This window comes from Haladaptatus sp. T7 (assembly GCF_026008575.1).
Taxonomy (GTDB): domain Archaea; phylum Halobacteriota; class Halobacteria; order Halobacteriales; family Haladaptataceae; genus Haladaptatus; species Haladaptatus paucihalophilus.
Genome location: NZ_BROP01000003.1, coordinates 42,027 through 61,238, shown reverse-complemented (window position 1 = coordinate 61,238; position 19,212 = coordinate 42,027). Strand labels below are relative to the sequence as shown.

Below are 19,212 nucleotides of genomic sequence, written 5' to 3'. Positions count from 1 at the left end.
ACCGGAGGCAGGACAAGTATCGGTAAAGCGATTCCAGCTAGGTATGCAGTACCATACCGAGACTGGCGCTAGATGCCTAGCTACTCGACCTCGTAGAGCCGGTCGAATAGCTTCCGCTGGGCGGTTCGGAGGTGGTTGATGAACGTCGGTTGCGTGATGCCGAGGGACTTCGCGACTTCCTGCCCAGTGGTGCCGCGAGGAGAGTCGAAATAGCCGCTCAGGTAGGCCGTCTTCAACACCTGTTGCTGCCGGTCGGTGAGACCTTCTTCGAAGGCCGCACGGCAGGTTTGAACCGTCTGTACCGGCCGTTCCCGGTCGCGCCGTGCGGCGAGTTCGAGCCCCGAGTAGCGCGTCCGGAGCGTCTCGACGAGTTCTCGGACCTCCGTCGTGGGCGGGACGGTAACGACCGCCCGGATTCGCTCCTCGGTGGCGGTTATCGATTCGGGTACTGCACCCCGTTCCCCGAACACCGACGGAATGAGTGGCTCCGTCACCGTGATTTCGAACAGCGCCTCGTCGTCGCGTTCGGTAACGGGGCGACTGCGTTTCACCGCGATGGCCTCGTCCAGATACGCCTCGACTGCATCGACATCCGTCCCGTGGACCGTGATGAAGAGGTGGTCCGTCTCCTCGTCGTTGACGATGCCTTCGTAGGTGACACGGCAGTCGAGGCTCGTGGCGAGTCGTTGGAGCAAGTCGTCGGAACCGGTGACCCGAAAGTCGAGTTCGACACTCCGGTCGGTCAACAGGCCACGCTTCGTTTCGAGGGCGTCGATGGTGTACGCGATGGTCTCTCCGAGTTCGGTGAACACTGCCTGTGAGAGCGCGTCGAACGCGTTCGAGCGCGTCGCGTACACCATCAGAACGCCGTAGGAGTACTCCCGGTAGACGAGCGGGATTCCGATAACCGACTGATAGCCCCTCGTGAGCGCTTCGAACCGCCACGCCTCGCGTTGGACGCCCCCGGCCACGTTCATTACGGTCGTGAGGGAACCGTTTTTCACCGTACTCACCGCCGGTTCCACCGTCGTCGAGTCCGCCTCCAACTCCAACGAAACGCTGTCCAAATATCCGCGCTCCATGCCGGACCACGCTTCCGGGACGACCTTCGATGTCGCTTCGTCGAGCGTGCCGACCCACGCCATGGAGAATCGGTCGGTCGCGGCGAGGCGCTCACACACTTCGTCCACGACGTCCGAGCGAGAGTCCGCGAGGACGAGCAGATGTTCGATGTCGCGGAGCAGTTCCGTCGTCTCGTGCAATCGTTCGAGACGAGCGGCCTGTTCTTCGAGTTCGTGCTCCCGTTTGCGGAGCGCGGCCTCCCGGCTCACCCGGTCGAGCGCGGCCTGCGTCGTGGCGGCAAAGACGGTGGCCAGTTCGACGGCGTCAGTTTCGAACGTTCCCTGTTCGTCGTCGACGGACATGAACACCCCGTGGTTCCCGAGCGGGACGTACAGCCCGCTCCTGAGACGCGTCTCCGGATTGTATACGTGTTCGGACTCTCGAACGTCGTCGAACACCCGCGTCTCCCCCGTGGCGAACACCTGCCACGTGATGCTCTCGCCCGCTTCGAAGGAAACCGGCGGTCCGACGAGCGGTGGGACGTCGTCAGAATGGGCCACCGGTTCCAGCGTGTTCGTCTCCTCGTCGAAGAGGAAGACGACGACGCCGGGGAGGTCGAGCACCGACGCACCCGCGTCGGCGGCGATTCGTGCCACTTCCTCCGTCGAGGACGCTTCGAGCATTTCTTGTGTCGCAGTGTGCAACGCCGTGAGCGCCTGCTCGTGACGCATCCGCGCGGTGACGTCCATCGAGACGCCGATGACACCCGTCACCTCGCCGTCCTCGTCGTGCATCGGTTGGAACCACGTCTCGAGATGCAGGTTCTCCAGTTCGTGGACGGCGTTGACGGGTTCTCCCGAGAGCGCCCGCCGAACGTCGGCGATAGCCTCGGGATATTCGGAGAGGCTGTCGAAAACCGACTCGCCGATGACCTCTTCGGAGGACGTATCGAATGCGGCCAACCCACGACCCTCACAAAGGGTGTACCGCCCGTCGGCATCGAGCGCGAACAGGATGACCGGAACGTTCTCGACGACCGATTCGAGGCGCGTCTTGGTCTCTTCGAGTTCGCGCTTGCGCTCTTTCCGCTCGGTGATGTCGGTGTACACGGCGTAGGACTGCTCACCGGATTCGCCGGGGTGAACCGGAATCGACCGCAGGAAGAAGTCCCGGACGCCGTCGGCCGTCTCGCGCCTGACCTCGTCCTCGATGTACTCCCCTGCTTTTACCCGGCGATTGATAGCGTTCCCTTCCGCGGCGAGTTCCGTCGGCAGAACCACGTCGTCTATCGAGCGACCGACCATCTCGTCTTCGGGGTAGCCGAACGTCCGCTCGAACGCGGCGTTCACCGATCTAATCGTCGGAACGTCGCCCTCGTACTCGCAGTAGACGGTTGCGTCACCCGAATCCTCGAACAACGCCGCGACCCGGTCGCGTTCGAGTTGGAGACGCCGTTCGCGCTCGACCCGTTCCGATATGTCGCGCATGACTCCGACCGTTCCCTCGAACGTGCCGTCCTCGGATGGAAGCGACGTGAATCGCACTTCGACGGGAACCGTCTCGCCGTCGGCCCTCCGAATTTCGATTTCGTACGTGCCGACGTCCCTCTCGCCGTCGAGAAGGCGTTCACGCTGTCGAAACGCTTCCGAGACGGTTTCGTCGTCCGAAATGAGCGACCCGTGAGCGCCGACGAGTTCGTCCCGACCGTACCCCGTCAACTCCTCCATCGCTTCGTTGACGGCGAGAAGATAGAACTCGTCGTCCAGCGCGTAAATACCGTCGTTGACGGTATCGAACATCGTTTCGTACCGTTCGAGGTCGCGTTCGTGCGCCGTCCGTTCTGGCGGTTCCTCGGCCAACTCGGCGACGCCGAAGAGATGGTCACTTTCGGGGAGTCGAACCAGGTGGCAGTCACCGGACCGTTCCCGCCCGTCCGCCGTGACGAAGCCGACGGAGACGGTGGCGTTGCCGTCATCGAGTGCCGTGGTACACGCGGCGTCGAAGCGTTCGCGGTCGGATTCGGTCACGAGGGCTCCGGCCCGCTGTGAGGCGAGGTCGGTCTCGGAACGTCCGGTCAGGTCGGCCACGCGGTCGGACCACCACGAGAGGGGTTCCTCGTGCCGGAACGCGAACGCGAACACCGCGTCGTCGAACGCCGAGAACAGTTTCGTAAGCGACCGAGAATCATCACCGAAACTCGACACGAGGGCGTCGAACCCGTTGACGTTCTGCGACGTCCGGTTGTCGGGAAATGACGTCATTGAATCATCCCCCTCGATAACGAGGGTCGTTGAGGGATAGAATGGGTGGCACGGTCATGAATCCACTGCTCGTCGTGCCGCCCGATTACGACTTCTCATCGTGAATTCTCCGCGAATCGAAATAAATACCGATTTAAAAACACGTTCACCACTATCCGCGACCGGTTTCACAACCGAACCGCCATCGAACAGAACGGCCGTAGCGGGTCGTGGCTCGTCCGGCATTCGAGCCGTTTACGCGCTGCTCCTCGACTATCGCTCATTTGACGACTAGTTCGAACGCTCGGCCACGAACTCGCTCGCAAGCGCCGCGAGTTCCGAGCGGAACGCCCCCTCGTCGAAGTCCGCGGCGTCGTGAAACAGACGGTCGTGTTCCTCCCGAACGATGTCCTCGAACACGCGGTCGTAGAGGGTATCGACCGTAACCGCCCGGTTCCGGGCTTCGACCGCCGTCGCAACCGTCCGGAACCGGCGGTCGGTTGCGAGTTCCGTTGCGACTTCCTCGGCGGGTCCCTCGACGGGTTTCACGTCCGTCGTCGCCTCCACGTTCGGGTGTGTGAGTTCCGCCCGCTCGCCCGTCTTGTTTCTGATGACGACGCCCGCCGCAGGCCCGTCGTACCAGTTCGACTCCGGAATCTCGTAGGCGTCGGGGTCGAAATCGACCGCTCGAACCTCCTTTTGGACGGTATTCACGGGATTGAGCCCGAGTCGTTCGTACACCTTCTCGACGGCATCAGGCGGGAGAAACCGCTCCTCGTTCGTCTCCCAGATGTCGTAGCCCAGAAACGACGGCGTGCGACGCCACTCGTAGTCGATGGTTCGTTTGACCGTCGCTTCGCCGAAGAAGACGACGGATTCGACGTCGCCGACCGCGGCGCGCAACGCCTCGCGGTCGAGGTTCTCCCGGAGGTGTCGGATCAGATGCTGGTATCGAGCAGGGAGTTCTCCGGCTTCGTAGACCCGTTCCCGGTCGCCGACGCGAATCACGCCGGACTCCTGCAGTTGGAAGCGGACGCCCCACCCGTCTATCTTCTCCTGAATCCAGAGGTGGCCTCGTTCGAACAGGGCGGATGCGGCGTCGGCGCGCGGAATCGATGGATACCGTTTCATGGTGTTGGGTGGCGGTACAGGCGGCGGGACGGGCGGCGGTCGGTGCGGGCGGCGGACTGCTGTGAAACGGTAGCGGCGCGGGCTACTCGTAGTTTTTCATGCATCCTCCGCTCTTCGTGTTCGACTCGTTGCGACAGAACGGTCTTCTGGGATTCGTTCCTCCCTCCGAGGTAGTTCTTCCCCACGATGTGCGCGAACCAGTTCAGTCCGGCGCTGTCGCAGGTGCTCGTCTCGGAAGCGCGGTGTGACCTGTTCGCCGTGCTCGTCGAGCGTCGCGGTGAGTGGCTCACCGCCGCCGCCGAGTGGTGCGACCAAGCGGGCGTCTCGCGCTCGGACTTCCACCGCGACCACAAATCACCCTTCCTCGGCTTCGACCTCGTTGACCTCCGAGACGGTGGTTCGGACGCCAGCACCCATCCGACCTCCACTACGCGCTGGAGGCCGAACTCGAAAACACCGGTCCCCTCCTCTCCGCCGCCCTCGAGGGATTCGTCCGATAGCTCCGTCGGCCACCGCGCGGAATCGTATTCTGTCGGTATTTACACGACACGAATGTATCAGGTGGCGCTCACGAACCGGCCGTATTCCGTCGATTCGACCGGGAATAGCGCGTAAATTCAACATTTTGTCGTATTCTGTGGGGTTTATTTCTATATTACATAGGTGAGTAGCTTTAAGAAAAGTCTACATTCATGGGGGGAGTCGATTTGATTGCATGTCGGAGGACAACCTACAAGCGTATCTCGCACAGCACCCACGAATGATCGGCGTTTTGTTCACTATCTGTCTGCTCCTGTTGCAGGCGGGGAACACGTCGGCGGCCTCAGCACTCTGTACGAATGGCCCTTAGCTATCATAAGTCGGCGAGGGAAAGTTCGTCACTCCAGTAAAGTTTCCTATCAAATTTCACAGGAAGTAGTTCGAGACTTAGAGCGTCGTTAAACTCCTCGGCAGATAGTACGTACTCTGTAAACGGGTCTGCTGTAAGATATCGTGTTGCTTCGTCTTTAAGATTCGATGCACACATCGTCCCTAAACCATAATTAGCTGTGGGGAAAGTGCCGTGCTCAAGTAGAAACTCGTCACCATCTCGTCTAACTCGATACATCATCGGCGCACCGCTTTCACTCTGACACAGCGTCACGCCACCGTCTCCGACCGTGACGTATTCGACGCCGACGACCAACTCCTCTTTCGCAACGCTGAGGGCGGCACGAAGCGAGAATCCACAGTTCAACAGTCTGGCGAGCGAGCGGCCGATCTTCGTCGCCGAGGAGTTGACGACCTCGGCGAGGGTGACGACGCCGCCCTTGCTCCCCTTCTGGACGAGGGTTTCGCCCTGTCGATACGAGCGGCAGGCGTTCAGCAGGAAGGCATCGACGTTGACCTCCGAGAGGGTGTCCGCATCGAGCGACCCGTCCGAACAGTGGAAGCCGTCGTCGTCCACGTGGCCGATGTAGTGGATGAAGTCGGCGTCGGACCGGAACAGGGTCGCCAGTTCGTCCGTCGTCGTCTCCTCGTGAATCGACACGTCGAAGGCGACGAAATCGCGGAGTCCGTAGAATCGACTGACGACGTTCTCCTCGTCCATCGACACGTCGTTGCAGACGACGTGGACCGTCAGCGCCGACTCGTCCGGCGCGGTGTAATCGTCCTTCTGACGCAACGACTCTATGGACACCTTGTTGGCCCCGATGGGATAGCCGTTGCCGACCCACGCGTGTTCGATGGTGTCCGCCGACTCTATCTGGAACAGTTCGTCGTCGCCCCAGTCCCACGCGTCGTCCGCACTCCGCGTGAAGTCACCCGCCGCGACCGCCGTGCGCGTGAAGTCGTCGAACATCTTCGGCTTGGGCCGCGAGGTGTACGTGTCGGGGTGCTGTGGCGTTCGCAACAGCGACAACTCGCTTGCGAAGTGCGGGAGCGCGGGGAGCGTCTCCGCCGTCGGTACCACGTCCGTCGTGAGGTGCCAATCGAGGATGTGCGGTTCGAGCGTCTCGAACGGAACCGAGAGGTACTCTGGCAGTTGCTCCGCGAGCGGTCGGTCGTACAGGTCGGCGAAATCGAGGTCCACCAGCGGTTCGACCCGCTCGCGCTCGTGCAGTTCGACCTTGTAGTACCCCTCCGTCCGCGTGAGACAGTCGAGGAAGAACACCTGCCGGAGGATGCGGTTGACGGTGGCTTCGTACCCGCCGGGTCCCGAAAGCGAGCGTTCGAACTCCCCGACCCGCAATCGCGGCGCGTCGCCGACGACGAGTTCCGCGCCGAGGTAGTACGCCAGCGACGCCGCCGGGTACACGTAGCTCCGTTCGGGCGGGAGGACGAGTTCGACGCCCGTGTCCGGCCGCTCGATGCCGTCCGGTACGTCGAAGGACTCGCCTCGCTCGATGAGGGGTGGATGGCCGCGAAGCGTCGGAAACGACCGCTCACAGGTCGTCGTCTTCAGCGCCGACCCGAGCAGCGAGAGGGCGGCCATCGCGTCCTCCACGTCGTCGGTGACGGTGATGGTCCCCGCGGGGCGTTCGTGGAACGACCGCGCGCCGACGCGCGCCCGGCGACGCCCGTCGAACCGAATCATGGCGGACGTTTCGCCGTGGTCGAGCACCAGCGAACTCTCGACCGCGATGTAGAGCTTCATCGGCGTGCTCTGCACTTCGAGCAGGTAGTCGTCGAACGGGAGTTCCAACCCGTCGAACGTCGTCGCGTCGGTGACTATCGACCCGTCTTGGGTGCGGACCACGACCGAGAGGTGATTCGGAATCTCGACGCCCGCCGCCTCGAACCCGACCGCCGCGTCGATGGGGAAGTAAAACCCCGTCGTCCCGGCGGGTTCCATCGCGGGAGGGTCCTCGGTGTAGAGTTCAAATCGGACGTTCTCGACGGGGTCGAAGATGGTGAGCCCGGAACGCCGGTCGAGTGTATCGAACTCCATGTGTCTGATTCTCTGTTGTATGCTTCGGGAGGATTATAGCTCTACCCACACCGTCGTTTTGTCGAGTTCCGGGACGTGCCAGCGCTGTTCGGCCTTCATTCCGGGGTTCCGTCGAAGTTCGATTCGCGCGTCGAACAGCGGCGTCAGGTCGCTCACGACGTCCTCCTCGTCTGCCACTCGAAGGTGATAGTGTGCCATCCCGTGAACGCCTCGAACGGTCGCGCCGAGGGTACGGAGGGACTGTTTCGTCGCTCGCATATCCCGCTGAATGAGCGGGAAGAGCGAATCGACGCCGACCCGGAGTTCGGCGGGAGCGAGACCGTTCTCGGTCTCTTCGTAGTAACTGATGGCCGTCTGGATTTCGTCCCGGAGTTGGTGTACGTCGTCTTTCTCTGGCGGGTCGAGATAGGACGCCGCCGACGTCGCGGCGGCCGGAATCGACCGCTCCCCGTTTCGCTGGTCGATCATCCACGTCGTCGCGTCGGCGGCGGACGCGTGCTTCGGAAGCCGGGATTCGGGGCTGTCGATGGTTCGGTCGATGAGCGCGAGGATTCGATACCGTCGCTCCCCGTAGCCGAACAGCACGCGGGTCGCCTTCGCGGAAATCCAATCGGGCACGTTCCCGGTCACGAGGATGTTGCTTCCTCGCTGTTTCAACCGCTGTAACCACGTCTGAAAGTTCGAATCGGGTTCGTCCCCCCGAAACCGGAGCTCCGAAGTCATGCCGATTATATTGGAACTCTTCCAAATAAATATTCCGAGTTAAATAAGTCGGAAGGAATAGAACCCGTCCGCCGTCGGTGAGGTCTCCCGTTCGACGCTTCGCGGCCGCTCCCTCGGGTCTCGCTTCCCCGCCTTCGGCCGCTTTCGAACCGTTAGTTCGGACATGTGTCACCGATGGTTGTATGATTGGTCAGTTGTTAGGACAAGCACGGATGGGTCGATACCAACGGCGTGCCGGTATCTCTCGTCGTCCACGAAATCGAACTACGCTCCTCGATTCTCCGACGTGTATTTCATACTCTGTTTGTTGTAACTAACGAAAAAATGCTGCAAAGTTATGGGTCAGTACGTGGATTTCTGCCCGAGGTCATTCGTAAATATGACGAGAACGAGTATCACGCTCCTGTTGGTCCTCGCCGTGGTCTTCGCCGGTTGCGCGTCGCTCACCGGTAACGACGACCAGACGACCACGACGACGACCATCGAAAAGCCGACGAACACGACGGCATCGACGACGAGCACATCGACCGACGCGGGCGACGGAACGACGGACACGTCGTCCGACGTCACGACGACAACGACGGCACAGGCGACGACAACGCAAGCGACGACTACGACCGCCGAGTCGTCGTGGTCGGAACCGAAAGCCCCGAACACGCCGCTCCAGAACAAGATGGACTCGGAGGACGGCGGTAACTGGATACAGAGCGTTTCGGTCGTGAACACGAAGTCCGGAAACGGTGGCTACGCCGCCTTCGACCTGAAGGTCGAGGCCAACACCGACATGCATCACGTTGACCCCGCGGAGCACGGCACGGTGAACGGCGAACCGTTCTTCCTCGTGTACGCCGACGGGTCGCTCGACAACGGGTCGCGGTTCACCCGAACCGAGGGGACGCTCATCGAGCGGATGGACGTCTCCCGGGACGAGAACGGCGAGTTCACCATCACCATTCGACCCGGCGGACTGGAGAAAGCCGGTGTCGAAGACGGCGAGGTCAAGCTCATGGTCCTGCTGATGGACGAGGACAAAGACTGGGACGACATCTACGGCGTCGCCACGGTCACGGTCGATTACTCGTCCGGCGAATAGTCGGCGACCACACGTCCGCTCCGACCCGTTCGGGGCGCAACACAGTTTTTTACTCGATTTATCGCTCTTCGACCCGCTGTTGCCACTCCTGCACCTTCGACATCAAATCGATGGGCGAGATGTCGGCGACTTCGACACCCGCGAGTTCCGAGAGCACGGCCTCCGTTTCCGGGTCGAGCGAGGGACCGGCGGCGTCTGATTCCTCGCCATCGTTCGTCCCGTCCGCGTCGCTTCCGCTCCCGTTTCCGCCTGCTCCGTTCGTTTGGAACTGCCCCGACCCGAGGTCGAACACCGCCTGCACCGATTCGTTCGACCCCGACCCGCGCGCCTCGATGGCCTTCTCCTGTCTGAGTTTGTCGAGCACGTCCCGCGAGCGCTCGACCACGGGCATCGGCACGCCCGCCAAGTCGGCGACGTGAATCCCGTAGGAGCGGTTCGTCGGGCCGTCCCGAACGGTTCGGAGGAAGGTTACGTCCCCGTCCCGTTCGTCCGCCGCCACGTGGACGTTCTCGACGCGCTCCAAGTGGTCGGCCAGCGTCGTCAGTTCGTGGTAGTGGGTCGCAAAGAGCGTCTTCGCCCGGACCTCGTTGTGTAGGTACTCCGTCGCGGCCCACGCGATGGAGATGCCGTCGTAGGTCGCGGTTCCGCGACCCACCTCGTCCAGGATGACGAGCGAGTCCTCGCTCGCGGAGTGGAGGATGTTGCTCAACTCCTGCATCTCGACCATGAACGTCGAGCGACCCTGTGCCAACTCGTCCAGCGCCCCGACGCGGGTGAAGATGCCGTCCACTACTCCGATGCGGGCCGACCGCGCGGGGACGAAGCTCCCGACCTGCGCCAGCAGGGTGATGAGCGCGACCTGCCGCATGTACGTCGATTTTCCGCTCATGTTCGGGCCGGTGACGATGAGGAACTCGCGGTCGTCGTCCATCCGCACGTCGTTCGGCACGAACTCGGTCGTTCGCTCCACGACGGGGTGACGGCCCTGTTCGATGTCGAGTCCCGATTCGACGAGTTCGGGTCGCACCCAGCCGTTTTCGACGGCGTGGACGGCGAGGCTCGCCAGTACGTCTAACTCCGCCAGCGTCCGTCCGACGTCCTGCAGGAGTTCGGCGTGCTCGGCCACTCGCTCCCTGAGTTCTCCGAACAGTTCGTACTCCAGTTCCCCGCGCCGCTCTTCGAGGCGGAGGATTTCGCGTTCGCGCTCCCGGAGTTCGTCGGTGACGTACCGCTCGGAGTTCTTCAGCGTCTTGACGGCCTCGTACTCCTCGGGCACCTTGTCCGTGTCCGACTTTCCGACCTGCAGGTAGTAGCCGTCCGTCTTGTTGCGGTCCACCTGCAGGTGCGAGATGCCGGTCCGGGACTTCTCTCGGTCCGCCAGCGTGTCGAACCACTCCAGATTCTCCTCGTGGCTGTCGATGATGTCGTCCAACTCCTCGTCGTAGCCACGCCGCAAGAGACCGCCTTGCGTGACCGTGTTCGGCGGGTCCTCCGCGACGGCTTCGGCCAATTCTTCGCGTAATCGCTCCACCTCTTCCCGGTTCGGTCGGGAGACGAGTTCGGCCAGCGGCGACCCGGAAAGCGACGGCGCGTTGGCCACGGCGTCGGTGACGGTCGGGAGGACGGCGAGGCTGTCCCGAACCCGGAGGAGGTCGTGGGCGTCGGCGCTCCCGGAGACGGCCTTGCTCGCCAACCGTTCGAGGTCGTAGGCGTCCGCGAGCGTCTCCCGAATCTCCTCGCGGGCGAGCGCCGACTCCGCGAAGGCGGCGACACTCGACTGGCGTTCCCGAAGGGCGTCGGGCGACCGGCGAGGTCGCTGCAGCCACTCCTTCAGCAACCGCCGTCCGGCGCTCGTCTTCGTGTGGTCCACCGTCTCGAACAGCGACCCTTTCCGGTCACCGTGCATGGTCTCGGTGAGTTCGAGGTTGCGCTGTGTCGTCGCGTCGAGTTCCACGTGGTCGTCGGCGTGGTACGACTGCAACCGCGTCATGGACCCGAGGACGCCCGCGCCGGTCTCCTCGACGTAGGAGAGGACCGCACCCGCGGCCCGCACCTCCGCTCCGTCGCCCGAATCCAACCCGAGGCTGGACAGGGCCTCCGTCCCGAACTGCTCGCGGGTTCGGTGGGCGGCCTTGCCAGGCGCGAACGCGTTCGCGTCGTGAACCGACAGGGAGGCGTCGGTCCGCTCGCGGACCCGTTCGAGGAACGAATCGTCGTTCCGGAGTTCGGGACCCGGAAGGACCTCGGCGGGGTCGAACCGGTACAGTTCCGTCAGCGCCTTGGAATCGGCGTCGGGACCCGAAACGGCGCTGACGAGGAAGCGACCGGTCGTCACGTCCGCGAAGGCCAACCCGTAGCCGTCGTCCACGCGGACGATTCCCGCGAGGTACCGGGCGTCCGCCGAGGTCGTTTCGAGGAGCGTGCCGGGCGTCACGACCCGCGAAATCCGTCGGGCGTGGCCGCCGTCCGTCTCGTACTGGTCGGCCACCGCCACGCGGTAGCCCCGCTCGACCAGCCCTTTCACGTACGGCGTCAGTTCCGAGAGCGGGACGCCCGCCATCGGATAGCTACTGCCGTGGCTGGACTTCTTCGAGACGTTCAGGTCGAGCACGTCGCCGACCAACTCCGCGTCGTCCGCGAAGAACTCGTAGAAGTCGCCGACCTGCATCGTCAACACGTCCGCGTCCGTCTCCGCTTTGAGCGAGAGAAACTCCCCGACGATGCCGCCCTCACTCACGGCGGACACCCCCGGAGACGAGAACCGAAATCATGTACGACAGTGGGGTGGACGCCGACTAAAACGGTGCGGATTCGGCGCGAAACCCCCCGTCCAACGCGGCGGGTCCCGCCGGTACGGTTTTGCCGCCCGACGGCGTTGATTCCCCCTCGCGTGGTTTCCGCTCGTCCCCGTTCCCGTCGGCAACTGGGTGCGACGCTGATGGGACTCGCCGTCGTCGGCCTCGTCTGCACGCTCGTCGTCAGCGCCGCCCTCACGCCGCCGATTTCGAACGTTTCGTCGGGTCCGGTTTCCAACCGAACCGTCGTCGGCGTCCAGTCCACGACGACCGACGGGCGGGTCGTCGCGCTCGACGCTGACGGCCATCGCGTCTGGCAGTACGGTCACGCCAACGGCTATCACGACGTGTCGTGGCTCCCGAACGGGACGGTGCGCGCGGCGTTCATCGATAACGGCTATCGGAACTGTGGCCCGTACGAGTCGCCCTGTGCCCGGACGGGCGTGCGAATCATCGACCCGAAGCCCTCGCCGCACGTCGTCTACGAGTGGACGTTCCCCGTCCGCTCGGGCTTGAACAGCGAACTCCACGACGCCGAACTGCTCCCCTCGGGCGAACTGCTCGTCGCGGACATGGACAGAGAGCAGGTGTTCACGCTCGCGCCGAACGGGACGAGAACGTGGCAGTGGAACGCGAGCGAGCGGTACGACCCGCCGTCCGACCCCACGCGAACCGATTGGCTCCACATCAACGACGTGGACCGAATCGGTCCCGGTCGCTACCTCGTCAGCGTCCGGAACGCGAACCAACTCCTCGTCCTCCAGCGCGGTGAGGGTGTCGTCGATGTCGTGAACGCCGAGGGCGATTGGCGACTGCTGAACAAGCAACACAATCCCCAGTACCTCTCGGAGGACGCCGTTCTCGTCGCCGACAGCGAGAACGACCGCGTGGTCGAACTCCACCGGACGGACGGAGAGTGGAGCGTCGCGTGGCAGGCCCACGGCGCGGGCGGCATCGGTTTCGACTGGCCGCGGGACGCGGACCGACTACCGAACGGCCACACGCTCGTCACCGACAGCCGAAACAACCGGGTCGTCGAACTGAACGAGTCGGGGGCGATGGTCTGGAGCGCCCGCGTTCCCACGCTCCCCTACGAGGCGGACCGCTATCCGGGCGAGTATCCCGCCGGACCGCCCACGGACGAGACGGGCGACGTCGGAACCGGGACCACGAAACTTCCCGTCTTCGACTACCTGCTCGACAGCGCCCGGCACGTCGTCGCGCTTCCGTATTGGGTCGCCGGGTGGCATCTCGCGGTCGGATGCGTCGCGCTCCTCGTCTTCCTCGTGGGACTGTGGCTGTTCGTCCGGGCGTCGGAAAAGCCGATTGCGTGAGCAACCAGAATCGACACTCGTCGTTCTCCCGTCCGTCGTTCCGTGGCGCTCACTCAAATCGACCACTTGGACGCCGAGATGGACAACTGCATCAACGACTGCTTCGAGGCGACGCAAGCCTGTGAATGGTGTGCGGACCGGTGTGCCGACGAGGACGAGGAGATGGCCGAGTGCATCCGGCTCTGCCGCGACGTGGCCGACATCGCGTCGATGCACGCCCGATTCATGGCGCGAAACTCGAACTACAGCGACCAGCTCGCCGAAGCCTGCGCCGGTATGTGCGAGGAGTGCGCCGAGGAGTGTTCCCGACACGACCACGACCACTGTCAGGTCTGTGCCGACGTGGTGGAAGACTGTGCCGAAAGCTGTCGGCAGATGATGGCGTAGACTCACGAATCGACCGTTGTCACTCTTTTGCGCGAAGCGCATCCAACACCGCGAACGTCCGGCGCTGAAGCGTCTCCGCGTCGTCGGCCAGCAATTTCACGATGGCTTCCTTTCCAACCTCGCCCCGGTCGATTATCGCCACGGGCGTTCCGTCCGCCGACTGAAACGCCCGTTTCGCACCCCAGCCCATCGTGCTGCCCTCTTCCGCCTTGACGTCCTCGGGTTCCGCGTCGCGGTCGAACTCCGCGACTTCGCCGCGCAGGGTCGAGAGCGCGTCTTCCACGTCGGCGTCGAACCGGCAGTTGACGGCGAACCGCAAACTGGGGTCGAACTCCCGTGCCGAGAGCAGGAATCGGGCCACGTGACTCGACGCGCCGAAGCGCACGCCGCGGTTCGGATTCACGCCGGACAGCGTGCGGGTGATTCGCCCTTCGACGGCGGCGGTCTCTCCCACGCTCTCGGCGTAGGGCGTCGCCCCGACGACGTTCATGCCGACTTCGGGAACCAGCGCGCTCACGTCCCGTTCGACGAAGGAGCGGACGACCTCTTCGACCGCTTCGGCGGTGTCGGTTTGGGCCGCTCGGTTCCGAAGTTCGGCGAGGTGGTGGACCGCTCCCGGTCCTTCGCCGACGTCGAGGTTGTAGCGGACCGCCCGCTCCATGAAGTCGGTAGCACCCGCCACGGCGGTTTCGAGGTCGCCACCGAGCGCGAGTCGGGCCGCGACGGCGCTGGCGAGCGTGCACCCCGACCCGTGGGTCGCCTCGGTGTCGATGCGCGGGTGTTCGAAGACGGTCGCGCCGTCGCCCGTGACGAGCACGTCCCGGACCGTCTCGCCGGGGACGTGGCCGCCCTTCACGAGGGCGGCGTCCGCGCCGAGTTCGCGGAGGGCTTCGCCCGCCGCTTCGGCGCGTTCGTCGTCGGTCGGTTCGATGCCGGTCAGGACCGCGACCTCGTCCGTGTTCGGCGTGACGAGCGTCGCGTGCTCGAACAGGTCCTCGTAGGCTTCCTCGCCCGCCGAGTCGAGCAGTCGGTCGCCCGACGCCGCGACCATCACGGGGTCCACGACGACCGGGACGTCCACCTCGGCGACCTGCTCGGCGACGCTCCGCACGACGGGAGCCTCCGCGAGCATGCCGGTCTTGACCGCCCGCACGTCGAAGTCGGAGAGGACGGCCTCGCATTGAGCCTCAATTTCCGCGACGGGAAGCGTGGCGAACCCCTCGACGGCGCGGGTGTTCTGTGCCGTGACGCTCGTGATTGCGCTGGTGCCGAACACGCCGTGGGCCTCCATCGTCTTCAGGTCCGCCTGAATCCCCGCCCCGCCGCCGGAGTCGCTTCCGGCGATGGTCAGCGCGACGGGGAGCGAGACGGGTGCGGCGGTTCGCGTCATGTCGATTTCTCCATGAACTCCTCGAAGGCGGCCCAGAACGGGTCCGACTCGGGATGTTCGATTTCTTCTCCATCGACGGTAACGCCTTCTCCTTCGCGGACGTCGCCGATGATTCCCGCGGGGATGTCGGCGTCGTCGAGCGCGGACACGACGCGTTCCGCGTCCTCCGGCGCGACGGTCAACAGGAGCGTCCCTTCGCTGATGGACGACCATGGGTCGATGTCGAAGAACTCGCACGCCTCCAGTACGCCGGGAAGCACCGGCATATCGTCGCGGCTCACGTCGAGGTGGACGCCGCTGGCAGTCGCCGTCTCGACCAGCGCGCCGTGGACGCCGCCCTCCGTGGCGTCGTGCATGGCCGACACGTCGCCCGTCTCGGCGGCGATGCGGGCGTCCTCCACCGGACTCATGTCGTAAAAGCGGTCCTTGGCTTCCTCGGCGGTCGCCTCGGGGAGGTCCATGAGGTCCGCGAACTGGTTGCTCAACAGGCCGGTCGCTTCGACGGCGGGACCTTTCGTGAGCACCACTTTGTCGTCCGGTCGTGCGCCGTTCGGTCGGACGACCTTCTCGGGGTCGCCGACCGCCATCGCGGTGGCTCCGCCGACCATCGGGTAGTTACAGCCCGCGTATCTGGCGGTGTGGCCCGTGACGACGCTGACGCCCAATTTCTTCGCTTCCCGGTCGAACGTCTGCCAGACGGTGGCGAACTCCTCGTCGCTGATCTCCGGCGGCAGGTTGAAATCCACCGCCAGATGGGTCGGTTGCAGGCCGCTGACCGCCACGTCGCTCATCAGGATGTGGAACGCGAACCACGCCGCTCGCTCGAATCCGAGCGAGGGCATGATGAAGATGGGATCCGTCGCCGTCGCTATCGCTTTGCCGCCGACTTCCAGAACATCGTCAGACCCTGTCTGACTGGTCATCGAGTCAAGCTCGATGACCCCGAAATCCACGCCGTGCTGTGGCTGTAACGTCACGTCGTCGCGCTCCGCGCCGAGGTGCGGGAAGATGTACTCCTCGAAGAATTCGCCGTCTACTTTGCCTAACTCGCTCATCGGTTCGGAATATTACTTTGTGGTATTTATCGGTGGTGTTCACTCCCGTTCGGCCGACAACTCTGCGAACACCTGCAACGAGGGGTCTACGTCGGGATGTTCGATTCGGTCGCCATCGACGTACACTCCTTCGCCCTCGCGCACCGTCCCCATTTCGGCCGCCGGAATCCCGGCGTCGGAGAGCGCGGCGAGGACCGTCTCCGCCCCCTCCGATGCGACCGTCAGCACGAGCGTTCCCTCGGTCGTGGATTCCCACGGGTCGACGTCGAAGTACTCGCACGCCTCCAGCACGCCCGGAAGCACCGGCACGTCGTCGTGGCTCACGTCGAAGCGCACTCCGGCGGAGCGGGCCATCTCGACCAGCGCGCCGTGAATCCCGCACTCCGTGGCGTCGTGCATGGCCGTGACCGGTCCCGCGTCGGCCGCCACCAGCGCGTCCTCGACCGGACTCATGTCGTAGAATCGGTCCTTCGCGTTCTCGATGTCGTCCTCGGGGAGGTCGATCTGGTCCTCGAACAGCGTCACGAGAAAGCCCGCCGTCTCCACTCCCGGTCCCTTCGTCACGAGCACTTTGTCGCCCGATTGCGCCCCGTCAGGCCGGACGAGGTTCTCTTTCTCCCCCACCGCGAGCGTCGTCGCGCCGCCGACCCACGGATACTGACACCCGGAGTATCGCGCGGTGTGGCCCGTGACGACGCTGACGCCCAGTTTTCTCGCTTCGCGGTCGAACCTCTGCCAGACGGTGGCGAACTCCTCGTCGGTGATTTCCGGCGGGAGATTGAAGTCCACCGCCAGATGGGACGGACGCAGGCCGCTGACCGCCACGTCGCTCATCACGACGTGGAACGCGAACCACGCCGCCCGCTCGAAGCCCAGTTCGGGCAGGAGCGAGAGCGGGTCCGTGGCGAGCGCGACGACGTGAGTGTCCAATTCAATCACGCCGAAGTCCACGCCGTGTTTCGGCCCGAGGAGTTCGTCGTCGCGGTCCGCGCCGAGGTAGGGATAGATGTGTTCGTCGAAGAAATCGCGGTCTATCTTCCCGATGTCGCTCATACAGGTGGTATTTGGGCTGCGCACAAATCCGTGCTGATTCAATCGGTCGGATGCGCTCCCGCGGGTTCGCTTTTTTCTTGGCCTCGAAACCGCATCCGCCAACCTCTCAAACCAATAGAATTAACTCACGACGGATAGATACGTCGAACGAAGCAACAGGGTTTCGCCGAAAGGCAGGTGGTAGGACACCTACCCTGCTTGCTTCAGGACCCTTCCCAAAGCATGTCGAACAACGAACCTTCTTCGGAAAAACGTATCGCCACCGAACAACCCAGTCTCCATCTCAACGGCGTCGCCCCCGACGACCTGAACGCGGAGGTCCTCCTCGGCATCCACGACCTCTTCGACGAACACGACCTGCCGCTTCGAAGCATCTCTGTCGAACGACGGCGTAAACGCCTTCCGAACGTCGGGGTTCGGCGGTTCCGCTACTGACCTCCTACCGCCGTTTTTCCTCCGCCATCGATTTTTTTCGACTCGCGTCTTCGAACGCCCGCAACTCCTCGCTACGAACAAGATTCTCTCTGGTAGATGCCACCGGGAGCGGTGTAGAGCAGTTTTCGAACGCCTCCGTCCGGTCGCTACGAGATGTGTTCGCGTGACGAGTTGGTGGTTCTTCCGTGAGCGCATGGACAGACGTCAATGAAACCGCCACCGCACAGCACCGCGTGCTCGCGGCGTTGCCGTCGTCTCGCGGGCCGTTCCCGCTCGACTGTCCGCGGAACGTCGTTCCGCGCTATTCGCATTCGAGGTTTCGAAGAAACCTCGCACGCCACACCCTCCCCAACCGATTCCGTTCCTCACTCCGTTGCGGTACTCATCCCTCGCACGCTACCAGCACAGCCCTTCGGAGACGTATCCTCAGGGCTGTGCCAGCGCGCGCCACGTCGAAAATCGAGATGCGCGACGTGAAATCCGATTACTGCAGCGGAGCCAGTGCTTCTTTCTCCGCTTCCGTTTCGACGTTTGCGAAGACGGAGTGAGCGCCTTCGCGTTCCCGCGCGCTCGGGGCGACTTGGATGAATTCGGCGTTCTCGCGGGCGGCGGCGATGTCGTGGCCGCCGCAGTAACTCAGTCCCGAGCGGAGTCCGGCGAGGAAGGTCTCGGCTTCGTCGGCGAGCGGGCCTTTGTACTCGGTGAGGCCGTCGATTCCCTCGTCGGCGTCGGGGGTGAGGTCCTTGTCGGTGCGGTTCTCGTTCGCGGCGGTGGAGGCCATTCCCCGCGACCGTTTGAACGTCCGCCCGTCCACGGTCACGGTTTCGCCGGGGGCTTCCTCGGTTCCGGCGAAGAAGCTCCCCATCATCACGGTCGAGGCTCCGGCCATGAGCGCCTTCACGGCGTCGCCGGAGGTGCGGATGCCGCCGTCGGCGACGATGGGGATTCCCAACTCGTCCGCCCGGTCCGAGCAGTCGTCCACGGCGGTCAGTTGGGGAACGCCCGCCCCGGCGACCTTGCGGGTCGTGCAGTGCGAACCGGGGCCGACGCCGACCTTCACGCCGTCCGCGCCCGCCGAGTAGAGGTCCGAGACGGCTTCCGGCGTGACGACGTTTCCGGCGACGAGTTCCGCGCCGGGGAACTCGGCTTTGATTTCGGACACGGCGTCCAGACAGCGCTCCATGTGGCCGTGAGCGACGTCGACCATGATACAGTCCGCGCCCGCGTCGAGCGTGGCCTCCGTCCGGTCGATGAATTCCTCGTTGATACCGACGGCGGCGCCGACCAGTCCACCGGCCGCTTTCACCGAGCGAACCTGTTCGGCCTGCTCCTCGATGCCCATGAAGCGGTGAATCGTTCCGAGGCCGCCCAACTCCGAGAGGGCGATTGCGGCGTCCGTCTCGGTGACGGTATCCATCGGCGCGGAGAGAAGCGGCGCGTCGAGTTCGAGGGTCGGCGTCAGCTTCGTCGTCAGGGAGACGTCGCTCCGGCTATCGACCGGGGAGCGTTGCGGCACGAGCAGCACATCGCCGTACGAAAGACCTGTCCTGATGTCCATCGGTAACCTTCACTTCCGAGTTTC

General features: G+C 64.1%; 14 protein-coding genes. 5 read left to right on the top strand and 9 right to left on the bottom strand.

Annotation, left to right across the window (positions count from 1 at the left end; translation table 11 throughout):
* Positions 1–80 precede the first annotated feature (80 nt).
* The gene (locus OPC11_RS09470; protein ID WP_264781719.1) at positions 81–3,323 is read right to left on the bottom strand and encodes a PAS domain S-box protein; all 3,243 of its coding nucleotides are present in this window, start codon (positions 3,321–3,323) and stop codon (positions 81–83) included.
* A 270-nt stretch (positions 3,324–3,593) separates the two neighbouring features.
* Entirely contained in the window at positions 3,594–4,433 is an 840-nt protein-coding gene (locus tag OPC11_RS09465; RefSeq protein WP_007982380.1) for an RNA ligase family protein, read from the bottom strand.
* A 186-nt stretch (positions 4,434–4,619) separates the two neighbouring features.
* Here OPC11_RS09465 and OPC11_RS09460 point away from each other — a divergent pair, with 186 nt between their 5' ends.
* On the top strand, positions 4,620–5,048 hold the full coding sequence (locus tag OPC11_RS09460) for a hypothetical protein (protein WP_264781718.1): 429 nt from the start codon (positions 4,620–4,622) through the stop codon (positions 5,046–5,048).
* 238 nt (positions 5,049–5,286) lie between these two features.
* On the opposite strand, the gene OPC11_RS09455 is transcribed toward OPC11_RS09460, so the two are convergent.
* Positions 5,287–7,365 carry a hypothetical protein gene (locus tag OPC11_RS09455; RefSeq protein ID WP_264781717.1) on the bottom strand — a complete coding sequence of 693 codons (2,079 nt, stop codon included), beginning with the start codon at positions 7,363–7,365 and terminating at the stop codon, positions 5,287–5,289.
* Between the two features lie 33 nt (positions 7,366–7,398).
* Complete coding sequence (locus OPC11_RS09450; protein WP_264781716.1) at positions 7,399–8,088, bottom strand: hypothetical protein; 690 nt, start codon at positions 8,086–8,088, stop codon at positions 7,399–7,401.
* A gap of 379 nt (positions 8,089–8,467) precedes the next feature.
* Between OPC11_RS09450 and OPC11_RS09445 the strand changes: the two genes are divergently transcribed.
* Positions 8,468–9,181: a hypothetical protein gene (locus OPC11_RS09445; protein WP_007982388.1), complete on the top strand. Its 714-nt coding sequence runs from the start codon at positions 8,468–8,470 to the stop codon at positions 9,179–9,181.
* Between the two features lie 58 nt (positions 9,182–9,239).
* On the opposite strand, the gene mutS is transcribed toward OPC11_RS09445, so the two are convergent.
* On the bottom strand, positions 9,240–11,927 hold the full coding sequence (gene mutS / locus OPC11_RS09440; RefSeq protein WP_264781715.1) for a DNA mismatch repair protein MutS: 2,688 nt from the start codon (positions 11,925–11,927) through the stop codon (positions 9,240–9,242).
* A gap of 144 nt (positions 11,928–12,071) precedes the next feature.
* Here mutS and OPC11_RS09435 point away from each other — a divergent pair, with 144 nt between their 5' ends.
* Both OPC11_RS09435 and OPC11_RS09430 read left to right on the top strand, forming a co-directional pair.
* Positions 12,072–13,310: a hypothetical protein gene (locus tag OPC11_RS09435; RefSeq protein WP_306421009.1), complete on the top strand. Its 1,239-nt coding sequence runs from the start codon at positions 12,072–12,074 to the stop codon at positions 13,308–13,310.
* 42 nt (positions 13,311–13,352) lie between these two features.
* Positions 13,353–13,697, top strand: coding sequence for a four-helix bundle copper-binding protein (locus tag OPC11_RS09430; protein WP_018128947.1), 345 nt, complete (start codon positions 13,353–13,355; stop codon positions 13,695–13,697).
* A gap of 19 nt (positions 13,698–13,716) precedes the next feature.
* Here OPC11_RS09430 and thiD read toward each other — a convergent pair whose 3' ends face one another.
* The 3 genes from thiD to OPC11_RS09415 are packed head-to-tail and all read right to left on the bottom strand — an operon-like array spanning position 13,717 to position 17,195.
* Positions 13,717–15,087, bottom strand: coding sequence for a bifunctional hydroxymethylpyrimidine kinase/phosphomethylpyrimidine kinase (thiD, locus tag OPC11_RS09425; protein WP_264781714.1), 1,371 nt, complete (start codon positions 15,085–15,087; stop codon positions 13,717–13,719).
* Entirely contained in the window at positions 15,084–16,142 is a 1,059-nt protein-coding gene (locus tag OPC11_RS09420; RefSeq protein WP_264781713.1) for an AIR synthase family protein, read from the bottom strand. The genes thiD and OPC11_RS09420 overlap by 4 nt, the downstream gene beginning before the upstream one ends.
* Before the next feature lie 39 nt (positions 16,143–16,181).
* The gene (locus tag OPC11_RS09415; protein WP_264781712.1) at positions 16,182–17,195 is read right to left on the bottom strand and encodes an AIR synthase family protein; all 1,014 of its coding nucleotides are present in this window, start codon (positions 17,193–17,195) and stop codon (positions 16,182–16,184) included.
* A 222-nt stretch (positions 17,196–17,417) separates the two neighbouring features.
* Here OPC11_RS09415 and OPC11_RS09410 point away from each other — a divergent pair, with 222 nt between their 5' ends.
* Positions 17,418–17,630: a hypothetical protein gene (locus OPC11_RS09410; RefSeq protein WP_264781711.1), complete on the top strand. Its 213-nt coding sequence runs from the start codon at positions 17,418–17,420 to the stop codon at positions 17,628–17,630.
* A 484-nt stretch (positions 17,631–18,114) separates the two neighbouring features.
* Here the strand turns inward: OPC11_RS09410 and OPC11_RS09405 are convergent, their stop codons facing one another.
* Positions 18,115–19,188, bottom strand: a complete 1,074-nt coding sequence (locus OPC11_RS09405) for a guanosine monophosphate reductase (RefSeq protein ID WP_264781710.1) — start codon at positions 19,186–19,188, stop codon at positions 18,115–18,117.
* Positions 19,189–19,212: the final 24 nt, after the last annotated feature.

Coding starts and splice junctions, on each gene's coding strand:
- OPC11_RS09470 (WP_264781719.1), bottom strand. CDS start 3,323: ATGACGTCATTTCCCGACAACCGGACGTCGCAGAACGTCAACGGGTTC.
- OPC11_RS09465 (WP_007982380.1), bottom strand. CDS start 4,433: ATGAAACGGTATCCATCGATTCCGCGCGCCGACGCCGCATCCGCCCTG.
- OPC11_RS09460 (WP_264781718.1), top strand. CDS start 4,620: ATGTGCGCGAACCAGTTCAGTCCGGCGCTGTCGCAGGTGCTCGTCTCG.
- OPC11_RS09455 (WP_264781717.1), bottom strand. CDS start 7,365: ATGGAGTTCGATACACTCGACCGGCGTTCCGGGCTCACCATCTTCGAC.
- OPC11_RS09450 (WP_264781716.1), bottom strand. CDS start 8,088: ATGACTTCGGAGCTCCGGTTTCGGGGGGACGAACCCGATTCGAACTTT.
- OPC11_RS09445 (WP_007982388.1), top strand. CDS start 8,468: ATGACGAGAACGAGTATCACGCTCCTGTTGGTCCTCGCCGTGGTCTTC.
- thiD (WP_264781714.1), bottom strand. CDS start 15,087: ATGACGCGAACCGCCGCACCCGTCTCGCTCCCCGTCGCGCTGACCATC.
- OPC11_RS09420 (WP_264781713.1), bottom strand. CDS start 16,142: ATGAGCGAGTTAGGCAAAGTAGACGGCGAATTCTTCGAGGAGTACATC.
- OPC11_RS09415 (WP_264781712.1), bottom strand. CDS start 17,195: ATGAGCGACATCGGGAAGATAGACCGCGATTTCTTCGACGAACACATC.
- OPC11_RS09410 (WP_264781711.1), top strand. CDS start 17,418: ATGTCGAACAACGAACCTTCTTCGGAAAAACGTATCGCCACCGAACAA.
- OPC11_RS09405 (WP_264781710.1), bottom strand. CDS start 19,188: ATGGACATCAGGACAGGTCTTTCGTACGGCGATGTGCTGCTCGTGCCG.